13 protein-coding genes are annotated in these 15878 nt (G+C 70.3%); 9 read left to right on the forward strand and 4 right to left on the reverse strand.

Annotation, left to right across the window (positions count from 1 at the left end):
• Nucleotides 1-16: 16 nt before the first annotated feature.
• The 4 genes from chvE (at nt 17) to G3I65_RS39505 (ending at nt 4681) form a co-directional block, all read left to right on the forward strand.
• Nucleotides 17-1120: a multiple monosaccharide ABC transporter substrate-binding protein gene (gene chvE, locus G3I65_RS39490; protein WP_160700608.1), complete on the forward strand. Its 1104-nt coding sequence runs from the start codon at nt 17-19 to the stop codon at nt 1118-1120.
• Nucleotides 1117-2637, forward strand: a complete 1521-nt coding sequence (gene mmsA / locus G3I65_RS39495) for a multiple monosaccharide ABC transporter ATP-binding protein (protein ID WP_160700609.1) — start codon at nt 1117-1119, stop codon at nt 2635-2637. Before chvE ends, mmsA begins: the two co-directional genes overlap by 4 nt.
• Nucleotides 2634-3854, forward strand: coding sequence for a multiple monosaccharide ABC transporter permease (gene mmsB / locus G3I65_RS39500; RefSeq protein ID WP_160700610.1), 1221 nt, complete (start codon nt 2634-2636; stop codon nt 3852-3854). Before mmsA ends, mmsB begins: the two co-directional genes overlap by 4 nt.
• Nucleotides 3855-3988: 134 nt before the next feature.
• A complete protein-coding gene (locus tag G3I65_RS39505; protein WP_160700611.1) occupies nt 3989-4681 on the forward strand; it encodes a hypothetical protein in 693 nt (230 codons plus the stop codon).
• Nucleotides 4682-4854: 173 nt separating this feature from the next.
• Here the strand turns inward: G3I65_RS39505 and G3I65_RS39510 are convergent, their stop codons facing one another.
• The gene (locus G3I65_RS39510; protein ID WP_160700612.1) at nt 4855-6300 is read right to left on the reverse strand and encodes a DUF1996 domain-containing protein; all 1446 of its coding nucleotides are present in this window, start codon (nt 6298-6300) and stop codon (nt 4855-4857) included.
• A gap of 226 nt (nt 6301-6526) precedes the next feature.
• Between G3I65_RS39510 and G3I65_RS39515 the strand changes: the two genes are divergently transcribed.
• A complete protein-coding gene (locus G3I65_RS39515) occupies nt 6527-7297 on the forward strand; it encodes a substrate-binding domain-containing protein (protein ID WP_160700613.1) in 771 nt (256 codons plus the stop codon).
• On the opposite strand, the gene glpK (G3I65_RS39520) is transcribed toward G3I65_RS39515, so the two are convergent.
• Together glpK (G3I65_RS39520) and G3I65_RS39525 are read right to left on the reverse strand one after the other, a co-directional pair.
• A complete protein-coding gene (gene glpK / locus G3I65_RS39520; RefSeq protein ID WP_160700614.1) occupies nt 7294-9243 on the reverse strand; it encodes a glycerol kinase GlpK in 1950 nt (649 codons plus the stop codon). The genes G3I65_RS39515 and glpK (G3I65_RS39520) overlap by 4 nt on opposite strands.
• 13 nt (nt 9244-9256) lie before the next feature.
• Nucleotides 9257-10009, reverse strand: a complete 753-nt coding sequence (locus G3I65_RS39525) for an IclR family transcriptional regulator (protein WP_160700615.1) — start codon at nt 10007-10009, stop codon at nt 9257-9259.
• 154 nt (nt 10010-10163) lie between these two features.
• On the opposite strand from G3I65_RS39525, the gene G3I65_RS39530 reads away from it, so the two are divergent.
• The 4 genes from G3I65_RS39530 (at nt 10164) to G3I65_RS39545 (ending at nt 15384) form a co-directional block, all read left to right on the forward strand.
• Nucleotides 10164-10985, forward strand: a complete 822-nt coding sequence (locus G3I65_RS39530) for an MIP/aquaporin family protein (protein WP_160700616.1) — start codon at nt 10164-10166, stop codon at nt 10983-10985.
• A gap of 16 nt (nt 10986-11001) precedes the next feature.
• The gene (gene glpK / locus G3I65_RS39535) at nt 11002-12519 is read left to right on the forward strand and encodes a glycerol kinase GlpK (protein WP_160700617.1); all 1518 of its coding nucleotides are present in this window, start codon (nt 11002-11004) and stop codon (nt 12517-12519) included.
• A gap of 7 nt (nt 12520-12526) precedes the next feature.
• Nucleotides 12527-14236, forward strand: coding sequence for a glycerol-3-phosphate dehydrogenase/oxidase (locus G3I65_RS39540; RefSeq protein ID WP_160700618.1), 1710 nt, complete (start codon nt 12527-12529; stop codon nt 14234-14236).
• A gap of 65 nt (nt 14237-14301) precedes the next feature.
• Nucleotides 14302-15384 carry a hypothetical protein gene (locus G3I65_RS39545; RefSeq protein ID WP_160700619.1) on the forward strand — a complete coding sequence of 361 codons (1083 nt, stop codon included), beginning with the start codon at nt 14302-14304 and terminating at the stop codon, nt 15382-15384.
• Here G3I65_RS39545 and G3I65_RS39550 read toward each other — a convergent pair.
• Nucleotides 15299-15878 (reverse strand): phosphotransferase (locus G3I65_RS39550; protein ID WP_160700620.1); only part of this gene is annotated, 580 nt, incomplete at its 5' end. The genes G3I65_RS39545 and G3I65_RS39550 overlap by 86 nt on opposite strands.

Raw genomic sequence — 15878 nt, forward strand, 5'->3', positions numbered from 1 at the left:
AAAGGAAAACGGAACAATGAAGTTCACCAGAGGAATCGCGGCGCTCGCGGCCGCGGGGCTCGCGCTCACGCTGTCGGCGTGCGGCTCGAGCCAGAAGACGGCGGACCAGGCGGCCGCGTCCGGCACGAGCGCGGCGGGCGGCCTGGTCGGTGTCACGATGCCGACGAAGTCGTCGGAGCGCTGGATCCACGACGGCGACAACATCAAGTCGGCGCTGGAGAAGCTCGGGTACAAGGTCGACCTCCAGTACGCCGAGAACGACATCCCCACCCAGGTGAACCAGATCGAGAACCAGATCACCAAGGGCGCCAAGCTCCTGGTCATCGCCTCGATCGACGGCACCGCCATCACCACCCAGCTGCAGGAGGCGGCCGACCGCAAGATCCCGGTCATCGCCTACGACCGGCTGATCCGCAACTCGCCGAACGTCGACTACTACGCCACCTTCGACAACTTCAAGGTCGGCGTCGAGCAGGCGAACTCCCTGGTCAAGGGCCTGGGCACCGGGGCGGGGCCGTTCAACATCGAGCTCTTCGCCGGTTCCCCGGACGACAACAACGCCACCTTCTTCTTCAACGGCGCGATGTCCGTCCTGAAGCCCCTGATCGACAGCGGCAAGCTGGTCGTCAAGAGCGGGCAGACCGACTTCGCCCGCGCGGCCATCCTGCGCTGGGACCCGGCCACCGCGCAGCGGCGCATGGAGGACCTGCTCACCAAGACCTACACCGGTGGCGCGAAGGTCGCGGGCGTGCTCTCGCCGTACGACGGCCTGTCGATCGGCATCCTGTCGGCACTGAAGAGCAACGGCTACGGCACCGCCGGGCAGCCCTACCCGATCGTCACCGGGCAGGACGCCGAGGTCGCCTCGGTCAAGTCGATCATCGCCGGTGAGCAGTACTCGACGGTCTTCAAGGACACCCGCAAGCTCGCCGACACCACCGTCAAGATGGCCGACTCGGTCCTCAAGGGACAGAAGCCCGAGGTCAACAACACGACCGACTACGACAACGGCAAGAAGGTCGTCCCGTCCTTCCTGCTGCAGCCGGTGACCGTGGACAAGTCGAACTACCAGAAGGAACTGGTCGACTCGGGCTACTACACGGCAGGTCAGCTGAAATGACCGAACTACTCGGCATGCGCGGGATCACCAAGACCTTCCCCGGGGTCAAGGCGCTGTCCGACGTCACGCTTTCCGTGCGCCAAGGGGAGATCCACGCGATCTGCGGGGAGAACGGCGCCGGGAAGTCCACCCTGATGAAGGTGCTCTCGGGCGTCTACCCCCACGGGACGTACGACGGCGAGATCACCTTCGACGGGCAGCGGTGCGAGTTCGGGTCGGTGCGCGACAGCGAGCGGCGCGGGATCGTGATCATCCACCAGGAACTCGCGCTGTGCGGCCAGTTGTCGATCGCGGAGAACATCTTCCTCGGCAACGAACAGCACAAGCGGGGCTGGATCGACTGGAACCGCACCAACCACGAGGCCGGCGCGCTGCTCAAGCGCGTCGGCCTCGCCGAAAACGCGACCCGCGCGGTGCAGGAGCTCGGCGTCGGCAAGCAGCAGCTCGTCGAGATCGCCAAGGCCCTGTCCAAGGAGGTGAAGCTGCTCATCCTCGACGAGCCCACCGCGGCGCTCAACGACGACGACTCGGCCCACCTGCTCGAACTGCTGCGCGGGCTGCGCGACGAGGGCGTCACCTGCGTGATCATCTCCCACAAGCTGGGCGAGGTGACCGCGATCGCCGACACCGTCACGATCCTGCGCGACGGCAAGACGATCGAGACGCTCGACGCCGCCGGGCTCACCGAGGAACGGATCATCACCGGCATGGTCGGGCGCGACCTCGAGCACCGGTTCCCGCCCCGGGAACCGGACATCGGCGAAGAGGTGCTGCGGATCGAGGACTGGACCGTGCACAGCCCGACCCAGGCCGGCCGGGTGATCGTCGACAACGCGTCGCTTTCGCTTCGGCGCGGGGAGATCGTCGGGCTGGCCGGGCTGATGGGCGCGGGCCGCACCGAGCTCGCGATGAGCGTGTTCGGCCGGTCCTACGGCAAGGACATCTCCGGGCGGATCGTCAAGCACGGGAAGGAGATCGACGTCCGGTCCGTGCAGGACGCCGTCCGCCACGGCATCGCCTACGCCACCGAGGACCGGAAGCGCTACGGGCTCAACCTGATCGAGGACATCCAGCGCAACGTGTCCGCGGCCGGGCTGGGCAAGCTGGCGCGCCGCGGGTGGGTGAACGAGCACGCCGAGCACGACACGGCCGCCCGCTACCACCGCGACCTGCGGATCAAGGCGCCGTCCGTGCGCAGCGTCACCGGGAAGCTCTCCGGCGGCAACCAGCAGAAGGTCGTGCTGGCCAAGTGGATCTTCACCGACCCGGACGTGCTGATCCTCGACGAGCCGACCCGCGGCATCGACGTCGGCGCGAAGTTCGAGATCTACACGATCATCAACGAACTGGCCGCGCAGGGGAAGGCCGTGCTGGTCATCTCCTCCGAGCTGCCGGAGCTGCTCGGGCTCTGCGACCGGATCTACGCGCTGTCGGCGGGCCGGATCACCGGCGAGGCGACCCGCGAACAAGCCACCCAGGAACTGCTCATGCAGTACATGACGAAGGAACGGGAATGACCACGACCGAAGCGCGGCCGGCCGCGCCCCCGGTTGAGCGCTCCAAGCGGAGGATCTCGATCAACCCGCGCCAGAGCGGCATCTACGTCGCGTTCGCGCTGATCGTGGTGCTGTTCGAGGTGCTCACCGGCGGCGCGCTGCTGGAACCGCAGAACATCTCCAACATCATCGTGCAGAACAGCTACGTGCTGATCCTCGCGATCGGGATGATCCTGGTGATCATCTCCGGGCACATCGACCTGTCCGCCGGATCGGTCGTCGCGATGACCGGCGCGGTGTCGGCGGTGCTGATGGTGAACTGGCAGCTGCCGTGGTTCTGGGCGGTGCTGATCACCCTCGTCGTCGGCGCGGTGATCGGCGCCTGGCAGGGCTACTGGGTCGCCTACTTCGGGATCCCGGCGTTCATCGTGACGCTGGCCGGGATGCTGGCGTTCCGGGCGCTGACCCTGACCGTGCTGGGCAACCAGGGCATCGGCCCGTTCCCGGACGCCATCCGCACGCTGTCCAACGGCTTCACCGACGGCTACCTCGGCAACATCGGCCTCGGGCCGCTCGGCGGCGCCGACCTGGTGTCGTTGCTGGCCGGCGTCGCGGCGGTGGCCGGGATCGCGTTCACGCAGTGGCGCAAGCGCTCGGGACGGCTGGGCTACGGCCAGGACGTCGACCCGTTCCCGATCTTCGTGCTGAAGATCGCCGGGATCGCCGTGCTGGTGCTCGCGCTGGTCGTGCAGCTCGCGCGGTTCAAGAACCTGCCGTGGGTGCTGATCCTGCTGGCGGCGCTGGTGCTCGGCTACTCGCTGGTGGCCGGGAAGTCGGTGTTCGGCAGGCACATCTACGCCGTCGGCGGCAACCTGCAGGCGGCGACGCTCTCGGGCGTCAAGGTCAAGTCGGTGACGTTCTGGATCTTCGTCAACATGGGCGTGCTGGCGGCACTGGCGGGGATTATCTTCGCCGGCCGCCTCAACCAGGCGGGCCCGACGGCGGGCGTCAACTTCGAGCTGGACGCGATCGCGGCGGCGTTCATCGGCGGCGCGGCCGTCCAGGGCGGCGTCGGCAAGGTGGTCGGCGCGATCACCGGCGGCCTGATCATGGCGGTCATCAACAACGGCATGTCCCTGATCGGCGCGCCGAGCGAGCGGGTGATGCTCGTGAAGGGCGTCGTGCTGCTCGCCGCCGTGGCGTACGACATCTGGACGAAACGCCGCGCGGCTTCGTGAGTCCCGGCATCGAAAAGGGGCTTTCCCGTTCGACGGGAAAGCCCCTTTCTTTTTCGAAGTTCTCGAATTGCTTGACCAGGTGGTAACGGGACGTCCATAGTGCTGGTGAATCCCTCACCGTGGAGGCCTTCCCCATGCGCAAAGCCGTGCGTTCCCTTGTGGTTTCCCTGACCGTGGCCGCTTCGGTGGTCGGATTGTCCGGCGTGGCAACCGCCGCGACGTGGTCGTCTTCGGACAAATGGGCGACCTGGTCCAATGGCGGGTACACGATCCGCAACGACGTCTGGGGCGGCGGGGCGGGCCCGCAGACCATCTGGGCGAATTCGTATTCCAACTGGGGTGTCTGGTCGGATCAGCCGAACACCGGCGGCGTGAAGTCGTACCCGCATTCGGCGAAGAACGTCGGCAAGAAGCTGAGCGCGCTCGGAAAGGTGTCGAGCAGCTTCAACGTCAGCCGTCCCGGCAGCGGCGCTTACGAGACGGCGTACGACATCTGGGCGGACAGCAACGCCTACGAAACGATGCTGTGGATGAACAAGCAGGGCGCGGTCGGCCCGCTCGGCACCAAGCAGACCACGGCGACGGTGGGCGGCCACACCTGGGACGTCTACAAGGGATCGAACGGGTCGAACGCGGTGTTCTCGTTCGTGCGGACTTCGAACACCAACGCGGGCACGGTCGACGTCCTGGCGGTGCTGAACTGGATCCGCGCCCGCGGCTGGTTCGGCGACGTGACGCTCGGCGAAGTCCAGTTCGGCTTCGAGATCACCTCGTCCGCCGGTGGACTGGACTTCGCCGCGAACAGCTATTCGGTCACGTCGTCCTGACCAGGACCAGCCAACTCACCGCCCGCAGCGGCCAACTCACGTACCGGAACGGCCAACTCGCCGGCGGTGTGGGTGTGTTGGCTGTTCCGGCGGGTGTGTTGGCCGCTGCCTCCACGGCTGGTCGTGAGTGTTCAGTCGGGTTAGAACCCGACTGAACACTCACGACCGCTTGGCTATTGCCGGCAGGTGCGGCCGGTGTTGATGCAGTTGACCACCTGGTTCATCAGGCGCTGGCCCATGACGTTGGCGAAGTCGTCGTGGTCCGAGCGCGGGTTGTGGTTCTCCTGCGGGAAGGCGTCCACTTTGTACTGACCCTTCACCTGGATGTCGTGCGGGATGTCGTAGACCAGCTTGATGACCAGCTGCGGCACGTTCTGGAAGCCCTGCGGGCACTTGCCCTGCTGGTCGGCGAACACGATGTGCGTGCGGTGGTTCGCGCTGTCGATGTTCTTGCCGTCCCAGCAGTTCGGGAAGGCGTGGATCCGCTCGACCCGGCTGTTCGCCGGGCAGATCGGGTAGTGGTCGGTCAGCCGGTCCTCGAAGCCGGTGCACGTCCAGCTGGGGCGGGCGTTGGCCGGGCCGTTGGTGCTCTGCTTGGCGTCGCCGTAGAGGATGCGGAGGAACTGCGGCATCGCGACGACCTTCTTCGCGCCGCCGCTGGTGAACGTGATGGTCGCCGAGCGGACGCGCTGGATTTCGCCGTCGTTGCCGGCCAGCTCGTTCTTGTCGTTGACGCCCGGCAGCTCGGCCGCCTGGCCGCCGCTGTTCTGGCCGCCGTTGTCGAGGCCGCCCTGGCCGTTCTGCTTGAGCACGCACGCCGCGAGCCCGCCCAGGTTCGTCGGCTTGGCCGCCCGGCGGCCGATCGCGATGGCGATCCGGTCGATGGTCGCGGCCCGCTTGTCCTTGAGCGGGCCGACGACGGCGTTCTGGACGTCCTGCGGCGTCTTGAGGTCGCCGTTCGCGATCCGCGCGTTCGCCTCGTCGATCTGCTTGTCGAGCAGGTCGAGGTTGCGGTTCACCTCGTCCATCGCCTGGTCGGGGACGTCGGGGAGCTTGCTGGCGACGTCCGGGCAGTCGACCTGGGTGCTCGCTTTGTCCTTCGCGCTGCCGGCTCGGTCGGGCTGCGTGGCGGGCGGGTTCGCTTCCGCCTCGCCCGTGTCGATCCGGACGACCGGCCAGAAGTACGCGGACTTGTCGCCGTTCTTGCAGGTGGTGCCGGCCTTCACGAGGCTCTTGTTGTTCGAATCGGCGTTCGTCGACAGGTTGCCGACGTAGTCGTGCAGGTGCTGGGCGCCGTTTCGGATACCGGGCTGGGCGATGAAGTTGTCGGGGTTGAAGTGCTGGTTTTCGTTGCGGCCGCAGTCGACGGTGAACGTGCCGCGCGCGCCCTGTCTCTGCAGCGCTTTGTTCACGTTAACACCACTGGGAACCTTGGCGATGTCGAGGAAGAACGACGGGTCGGCCTCGTCGGCGCTGGCCTCGCCGGTGCGCCCGGCGGTGGTCGCGACGACGATGCCGCCGACGGCGAGCGCGAGCGCGAGACCGCCGGTCGCGATCTTCGTGCGGCGGGTGATGCGATGCCTGCCCGTGGCGGGAGTGCGGGTGGTTTTCCGGGCCATGGTCACCTCGTTCGGTTTTCCGGGCGCGCTGGAAACAGCTGCGTGCCCGGTGGGAGACGCGCGGAACCCGGGGGAGTGCCGCCGCGTCCGGGGCACTGGTTCCGGCATTGGCAGAAACGGCTCCTGTCGGAGGCCGGTTCAAGCGCGGAATGGCGCGTTATCGTTTCGTTATTTATGGAAGGTGAACAAAGTTCACGTCTGGTGGTGTGATCGCTAACATCGAGGCATGCCCGGCACCCTCGGCGTGATCGCGACCGGCACGACCGCATCCGGACCGGTGCTGCACGGCCTCCGCGCGGCCGCCCGCGAGCAGGGGTACTCGCTCAACGTCTTCAGCGTCCCGGATCCCGGCGACGCGGCGGTGTCGGCCGCGGTGGCGGGGCTCCGGCTGCAGGGTGTGGCTGGCATCGTCGTGCTCGACGGGAGCCTGGTCCCGGACCGCGCCCCGATCCCGCTCGTCCCGGCCGCGTCGACCGACCAGTACGCGGGTGCGCGCCGGGCCACCGAGCACCTCCTGGAGCTCGGCCACCTGACGGTCTGGCACCTCGGCGGCCCGGAAGACGGCGCGGCGGCCCGTGCCCGCGAGCGCGGCTGGCGCGAAACCCTGGAGCGCCACGGCGCCGACGTCCCCCCGGTGGTCCGCGGCGACTGGACGGCGAGGTCCGGCTACCGCGCGGGCCAGTCCCTGGCCGCCGAACCCGGCGTGCAGGCGGTGTTCTCGGCCAACGACCACATGGCACTGGGCCTGCTGGCGGCGTTCACCGAAGCGGGCATGCGCGTCCCGCGCGACGCCCACGTGGTCGGCTTCGACGACGTTCCAGAGGCGGCGTACTTCGCCCCGCCGTTGACGACGGTCCGGCAGGACTTCGTGGCGGCGGGCCGGCAGACGCTGGCGGTCCTGACCGCCCGGATCGACGGCGTCGCGGCTCCGGAGCGGGGGACGGTCGAGGGGGAGCTGGTGGTGCGGGAGAGCAGCCGCTGCCTGCGGGCGGGCTAGAGCGTGAGCCGGTCGCCCAGTTCGCGGATGTGGCCGGGGTTTCCGCAGTCCAGGTCCAGCTGACGGCGGCGTTCCGCGACGAACGCCCGCCCGAGCCCGGTCCGGTCCGAAGTGGACATCGTGCGGCGCAGGTCGTTCAGCAGCCCGCGTTCCTCGCCACGAACGTGCGCGTCCACGACGTTTTCCAGCTGCGGCAACGCCTTCTCGAAGTCCTCGCTCTCCAGCACGGCCAGAAGGTCGTCGGCGAACGGGATCCCCGGCGAGTCCGGGCGGACGATCCGCTCGGTCGCCGTCGCGTGGGCGACCAGCAACGCCGCCAGCTCCGCCACCAGTGCTTCACGGTCGGCTTCGGTGTTGCGGAGGTCGCGCAGCAGCTGCTCGAAGCGTCGGTGGTCGGCCAGCAGCACCTCGACCAGGTCGGACCCGGGGGCGGCGGCGACCGGGCCCGGGCGCATCCAGCCGAACGTCAGCTCCACCGCCTGGCGCCAGTGGCCGTACTCCGACGCGCGGCGGGCCGGGTCCATCGCCGGGAGCCACTGGCCGGCCCGGTGCCAGTTGCGGCGCAGGCCCTCCAGGTCCGGCCAGTACCCGACGGACAGCCCGGCCGCGTAGGCCGCGCCGAGGGACACCGTCTCCGCCACCATCGGGCGGACCACCGGGACGTCGAGGACGTCGGCGATGAACTGCATCAGCAGGTTGTCGGCGGTCATCCCGCCGTCCACCTTCAGCGACGAGAGCGCCAGCCCGGAGTCCGCGTTCATCGCGTCGACGACCTCGCGGGTCTGCCAGCCGGTCGCCTCCAGCACCGCGCGCGCCAGGTGGCCCTTCGTGATGTACGACGTCAGGCCGGCGATCACCCCGCGGGCCTCGCTGTGCCAGTGCGGGGCGAACAGCCCGGAGAACGCCGGGACGATGTAGCAGCCGCCGTTGTCCTCGACCGTCCTGGCCAGTGTCTCGATCTCCGGCGCGCTGCCGATCAGCTCGAGCCCGTCGCGGAACCACTGCACCAGCGAGCCGGTGACGGCGATCGAGCCTTCGAGGGCGTACACCGCGGGCTCGTCGCCGATCTTGAAGCCGACCGTGGTGAGCATGCCGTGGGTGGACAGCACCGGCGTCGGACCGGTGTTGAGCAGCAGGAAGCTGCCGGTGCCATAGGTGCACTTCGCCTCGCCGGGCGCGAAGCACGTCTGGCCGAACAGCGCGGCCTGCTGGTCGCCCAGCGCCGCCGCGATGCGGATGCCGGGAACCACGCGCGAAGTGGTGCCGTAGACCTCGGTGGACGACCGGATCTCCGGCAGCATCGCGCGCGGGACGTCGAAGAAGTCGAGCAGTTCGTCGTCCCAGCTGAGCGTGCGCAGGTTCATCAGCATGGTGCGCGAGGCGTTCGTGACGTCGGTGACGTGCACGCCGCCCTCGGCGCCGCCGGTGAGGTTCCAGATCAGCCAGCTCTCGATGGTCCCGAAGAGGACGTCGCCGCGCTCGGCGCGTTCGCGCAGGCCGGGGGTGCGGTCGAGCAGCCAGCGGACGCGCGGCGCGGAGAAGTACGTCGCCAGCGGCAGCCCGCACAGCTGCCGCACGCGGTCGGCGCCGGGCTCGCGGGCGAGCTGTTCGAGCATGGCGTCGGTGCGGGTGTCCTGCCAGACGATGGCCCGCCCGACCGGGTTGCCGGTCCGCCGGTCCCACAGCACGGTGGTCTCGCGCTGGTTGGCGATCCCGAGCCCGACGACCTGCTCCGCGCTCGCGCCGGCGTCGGCCAGCGCCTGGGGCACGATCCGCGAGACGTTCCGCCAGATCTCGACGGCGTCGTGCTCGACCCACCCGGGCCGCGGGAAGTGCTGCTGGTGTTCGCGCTGCACGACCGAGACGAGCCGGCCGCGGGCGTCGAACAGGATGCACCGGGTGGAGGTGGTGCCCTGGTCGATGGACATCACGTACCGCTGGACCACGTGCTCACCTCCTTCACCACCGGGACGCGCCCAGGTCCCGCGACACCGCACGCGCCGCGTCGCGGACGTGGCCCAGCAGCCGCGGGCTCGGGCTGCCGTCCGCTTCGCAGATCCGCTCCACCGCGCCGGTCACCCCGATCGCGCCGACCACGATGCCGCCGTGGCCGCGGATCGGGGCCGCGATACCGGCCTCGCCGGAGATCATCTCGCCGTTCTCCGCCGCCCAGCCCGCCTCACGTACCTTCGCACACGCCCGCTTGATCGCCGTCTGGGTGACCAGCGTGCGGCGCGTGTACGGCTCCGGGTCCGCCTTCAACGTCGTGTCGTAGGCCAGCAGCACCTTGCCCAGCGCCGTCGCGTGCAGCGGCAGCAGCGTGCCGACGTCGAGGGTCTGCAGGCTGTCGTCCGGGCGGAACACGTGGTGCACCACCAGCACCCGGCCCTCCAGCGGCGCGCCGATCCGGACGGCCTCGCCGCTGCGCGCGGCCAGCGCGTCCGCCCAGTTGATCGCCCGCGACCGCAGCTCGTTGACGTCGAGGTAGCTCGTGCCCAGGTGCAGCAGCGCCGCGCCGAGCTGGTACTTGCCCGTGTCGCGGTCCTGCTCGACGAACCCGACGCCCTGCAGCGTGCGCAGGATCCCGTGCGCCGTGCCCTTCGCCAGCTCCAGCGACTCCGCGATCTCGCCGACGCCCAGACGGCCCGAACCGCGCGCCAGCAACCGCAGGATCGCGGCGGCGCGCTCGATGGACTGGATCGGACCGGGCACGGCGCGACCTTAACCTGACCGGCCCCGATTCGACAATGTCGAACATCCACATCGGCCGTTCGACAATGCCGACCGCCGTGCGTTGACCACCCCGAAACCCGAACTTAACTTTCATCCACCAGTAGGGGGACAAGGTCCTTTGTGGAGGAAAGCAATGGTGCGAAACCTCAAGGCCCGCGGGCTCGGCGGCGAGATGGCCGCCGAGTTCGTGGGAACGATGATCCTCATCCTGTTCGGGTGCGGGGTGGTGGCGCAGGTCGCCGCCGCGGGCATCGGGGACCACGACAGCATCGCCTGGGCCTGGGGGCTCGGCGTCACGCTCGGTGTTTACGTCGCTTCGCGGATCAGCGGCGCCCACCTGAACCCGGCCGTGACCATCGCGCTGGCGGTGTTCAAGGGCTTCGAGTGGCGCAAGGTCGCCCCGTACGCCGTCGCGCAGACCGCCGGCGCGTTCCTCGCCGCGATGCTGGTGCGCTGGAACTACACCGAGGTGCTCAACGCGAAGGACCCCGGCCTCACGATCAAGACCCAGGGCGTCTTCTCCACCCTGCCGGGCAACGGCACGCTCCCGGTCGGCGACTGGGGTGCCTTCCGCGACCAGATCATCGGCACCGCGATCCTGCTGATCGTCCTGTTCGCCATCACCGACCTGCGCAACACCTCGCCGGGCGCCAACCTGGCCCCGGTCGTCGTCGGCTTCCTCGTCGTCGCCATCGGCATGGCCTGGGGCACCAACGCCGGCTACGCGATCAACCCCGCCCGCGACTTCGGCCCGCGCCTGGCCTCCTGGCTGACCGGCTACGACACGGCGTTCACCGACCAGTACGGCTTCCCCTACTGGTGGATCCCGATCGTCGGCCCGATCATCGGCGCCCTCGTCGGCGGCGCGATCTACAAGTACCTGATCGAGCGCTTCCTGCCCGCCGGGGATCCCCTCGACGCCATGCCCGCCAAGGACCTCGAGCCCGCCAACTGAGTTGAGGAGAACCCCGATGCCTGACTACGTCGGCGCCGTTGACCAGGGCACCACGAGCACCCGCTTCATGATCTTCGACCACGGCGGCAACGAAATCGCCCGCCACCAGCTCGAGCACGAGCAGATCCTGCCCAAGCCGGGCTGGGTCGAGCACGACGCCACCGAGATCTGGGAACGCACCCGCTCGGTCATCGCGACCGCGCTCAACAAGGCCAACCTGACGCACGGCGACCTGGCCGCGCTGGGCATCACCAACCAGCGCGAGACCACCGTCGTGTGGAACCGCCGCACCGGCCGCCCGTACGGCAACGCGATCGTCTGGCAGGACACCCGCACCGACCGGATCGCCTCCGCGCTCGAGCGCGAGGGCAAGGGCGACGTCATCCGCCGCAAGGCCGGCCTCCCGCCCGCGACGTACTTCTCCGGCGGCAAGCTGCAGTGGATCCTCGAGAACGTCGACGGCGTGCGCGAGGACGCGGAGAAGGGCGACGCGCTCTTCGGCACCACCGACTCGTGGCTCATCTGGAACCTGACCGGCGGCCCGGACGGCGGCGTGCACGTCACCGACCCGACCAACGCGTCGCGGACCATGCTGATGGACCTCGAAACCCTGGACTGGGACGACGAACTGCTGTCGTTCTTCAACGTCCCCCGCTCGATGCTGCCGTCGATCCGGCCGTCGTCGAACCCGGGCTTCTTCGGCACCACCCGCGCCGACGGCCCGCTCGGCGGCGAGGTCGCCATCACCGGCGTCCTCGGCGACCAGCAGGCGGCCACCGTCGGCCAGGTGTGCTTCCGGCCCGGCGAGGCCAAGAACACCTACGGCACCGGCAACTTCCTGCTCCTCAACACCGGCCAGGAACTGGTCCGCTCCCAGCACGGCCTGCTGACGACGCTGTGCTACCAGTTCGGCGACGAGAAGCCGGTCTACGCGCTGGAGGGCTCGATCGCCGTCACCGGCTCGGCCGTGCAGTGGCTGCGCGACCAGCTGGGCATCATCAGCGGCGCGGCGCAGAGCGAAAGCCTGGCCCGCCAGGTCGAGGACAACGGCGGCGTCTACTTCGTCCCGGCGTTCTCCGGCCTGTTCGCGCCGTACTGGCGTTCCGACGCGCGCGGCGCGATCGTCGGGCTCACCCGCGCCACGACCAACGCCCACATCGCGCGGGCCACCCTGGAAGCGATCTGCTACCAGACCCGCGACGTCGTCGAGGCCATGCAGAACGACTCCGGCGTCACGCTCGACGTGCTGCGGGTCGACGGCGGCGTCACCGCCAACGAGCTGTGCATGCAGCTGCAGGCGGACATCCTCGGCGTGCCGGTGTCGAAGCCGGTCGTCGCCGAGACCACCGCGCTCGGTGCCGCCTACGCGGCCGGGCTGGCCGTCGGCTTCTGGCGGTCGACCGACGAGCTCGAGCAGAACTGGAACGAGGACAAGCGCTGGACGCCGTCGTGGAGCGACGAGCAGCGCGCCGAGGGCTACGCGGGCTGGCAGAAAGCCGTCGGCCGCACGCTCGACTGGGTCGATGTGGAGTGAGGATCCGATGAAGAGGAGTTCGGTGGAAGCCGTGCCGCTGTCCCCGCTGTACCGCGCGGAGACGTTGAAGAAGCTGGCGCGCGAAGAGGTCGACGTGCTGGTCGTCGGCGGGGGAGTGACCGGGGCCGGCGTCGCGCTCGACGCCGCGTCCCGGGGGCTGTCGACCGCGCTGGTCGAGGCCCGCGACTTCGCCGCCGGCACGTCCAGCCGGTCGTCGAAGCTGATCCACGGCGGCCTGCGCTACCTGGAGCAGCTCGACTTCAAGCTGGTCCGCGAGGCGCTGAAGGAGCGCGGCCTGCTGCTGCAGAAGCTGGCCCCGCACCTGGTGCGGCCGGTGAAGTTCCTGGTGCCGCTGCAGCACCGGGTTTGGGAGCGCGGCTACATCGGCGCCGGCGTCACGCTGTACGACACGCTCGGCGGCGCCCGCGCGCTGCCGCGGCACCGGCACCTGTCCAAGCGCGGCGCGTTCAAGGCGGCGCCGGGCCTGGCCGACGACGCGCTGATCGGCGCGATCCAGTACTACGACGCCCAGGTCGACGACGCCCGCCACACGATGACGATCGCGCGGACGGCGGCCGAGCAGGGCGCTTCGGTACTCACCCGGGCCCGCGTGACGTCGCTGCTGCGCGACGGTGAGCGGGTCGTGGGCGCGAAGGTCGTCGACCGCGAGAGCGGGATCGAGTTCGAGATCCGCGCTCGGACGGTGGTCGCCGCGACGGGCGTGTGGAGCGACGACATGGCGGCGGCGGCCGGCATCCCCGCGCCGTTCACCGTCCGGGCGTCGAAGGGCATCCACCTGGTGGTGCCGCGGGAGAAGATCGACCTCGACACCGGGCTGATCCTGCGCACCGAGAAGAGCGTGCTGTTCGTCATCCCGTGGGGCCGCCACTGGATCGTCGGCACGACGGACACCGAGTGGGACCTCGACCGCGAGCACCCGGCGGCGAGCCGCGCGGACGTCGACTACGTGCTGGAGCACCTCAACAAGGTGCTGCGGACGCCGGTGACGCACGACGACATCGAAGGCGTGTACGCGGGACTGCGGCCGCTGCTCGCGGCGAAGGCGGCCGCGACGACGAAGCTGTCGCGCGAACACGCGGTGGCGCATCCGGTGCCGGGCCTGGTGATCGTGGCAGGCGGCAAGTACACGACGTACCGGGTGATGGCCGCGGACGCGGTCGACGTGGTGGTCGAGGACGTCGGCCGCCCGGCCCCGCCGTCGTGGACCGACCGGCTCCCGATCGTCGGCGCGGACGGCTACCACGAGCTGTGGGACGACCGCTTCGGCGTCGCTTCGCGGGCGGGCCTGACGGTGCCGCAGGTGGAGCACCTGCTGCAGCGGTACGGCACGCGGATCTGGAACCTGCTGGACCTGATCCGCGACGATCCTTCGCTGGCGTCACCGATTCCGGGTGCTTCGGAGTACCTCCGTGCGGAGGCCGTGTACGCGGCTTCGCACGAAGGCGCGCTGCACCTGGAGGACGTCCTGACCCGCCGCACGCGCATCTCGATCGAGGAACGCGACCGCGGCGTGACGGCGGCGGCCGAAGTGGCCGCGCTGATGGCCCCGGTGCTGGGCTGGGACGCGCCGCGGACCGAGCGCGAGGTGGCGAACTACCTCGCGCGGGTCGAGGCGGAACGCTCGGCGCAGGAGGCCCCGGACGACGAGGCGGCGAACGCCACCCGCCTCGCCGCGCCGGCGCTTTTGCCGGGCTGACTCAACCGATCGCCGCCGCCGCGCGTGGACACCCCGGAACCCACCTGACAGGGGAGGAGCAGGGGATGTTCAGAGGTGTTCTCGCGACGGCGGCGGCGATGACGGTGCTCGCCGCGGTCCCGGCGAGTGCGGACGAGGTGACCGGGCCGATCGACCTCGGCACGCTGCCGGGCGGGCTGACCAGCTCGGGACTGCTGGTGACGAACCACGGCACGGTGTTCGGCGAGGCGTACGACAAGGCGTTCGACGTGCACGGGGCCCGGTGGGACCCGGCGGGCGGGATCACCGAGCTGCGGCCGCTGGACGGCTACAGCACGGTGAAAGCCACCGCGCTCAGCGAGGCCGGCGTGGCGGTCGGGGACTCGACCAACCACTTCACGACCGGGCGGGCCACCCGCTGGGACGCCTCCGGCGTGCCGGTGGAGCTGGAACAGCCGACCGGGTTCCCGGGCTACGCGTGGTCCACGCCGGTCGCGATCAACGAGAGCGGCATGGTCGCCGGGACCGCCTACGGCGCGCCCGGCCCGGACGCCGCGGTGCGGTGGGACGCCCAGGGCAAGGTGACCGTGCTCGGCCTCGGCCGGGCCCGGGCGATGAACGACGCGGGCGCGGTGATCAGCGAGTCGACGTACTGGGACCCGGCCGGCAACGTCGTCGCGCTGACCGACGGCGGCGCGCTGCGCGACCTCGACAACGCCGGCACCGTGGTCGGCAGCACCGGCGGCCACGCGGTCAAGTGGGACTCGACAGGCCGGCCCACGGTGCTCGACACCACCTGGGAGGTCAGCGAGGCGCTGGCCATCACCGCCGACGGGACGATCGTCGGCGAGGTGCGCGACAAGGACGCCACCACGCGGATCGCGCGCTGGGACCCCGCGGGCGCGCTCACCGTGCTCCCGGATGGGGCGAACAGCCGGTTCACGGCGGTGAGCCCGTCGGGCGCGGTGCTCGGGCAGCTCGACACGGACACGCCCGTGGTGTGGGACCGGGCCGGCCGGGTGCTGCGGCTGCCGGTGCCCGAGGGCGGGATCTGCTTCGCGAAGGGGCTGAACGACTGGGAGGTCACGGGTTCGTGTTCGATGCCCGGCCAGAACTCCCACGCGGTCCTGTGGCGCTTCGGGGAGCCGGTCGGCAACCGAGCTCGGTGAGCACGTAGCGGGCGTTGGCGGCGATGACCGGGTTGGTGTGGCGGTAGTACGGCAGCTGGATCACCGCCATCGACAGCGCCCGGCCACGGCCGCGGGCCCAGGTCGCGTCGTCACCGCCGACCGTGTCGCGGAAGGTGCCGCGGGTGTCCGCGGTCAGCAGGTTCCACGCCGGGATCAGGTCGATCGCCGGGTCGCCGACGCCCGCGGTCGCCCAGTCGAGGACGCCGGTGAGGCGGCCGTCGCGCAGCAGGAGGTTGCTCGGCATCAGGTCCCCGTGCAGCCGGCACGGCGGGCCGGTCCACTGTGGAGCTTCGAGCGCCTCGGCCCAGACGGCGAGGGCCGCCTCCGCGTCGAACGGCTCGCCGGTGCCGCGCAGCTCCTCGATCGCCCGGCGGGTGGCCGTGTCGACGTCCGGCAGCGGCTTTCCGCGGCGGGTCGGGGGACCGTCCGCTGGCTGCGCGCGCAGCGCACGCACGAACTCCGCCAGGTCGAGG

Origin of the sequence: Amycolatopsis sp. SID8362, from assembly GCF_010550475.1 — a bacterium.
Taxonomy (GTDB): domain Bacteria; phylum Actinomycetota; class Actinomycetes; order Mycobacteriales; family Pseudonocardiaceae; genus Amycolatopsis; species Amycolatopsis eburnea.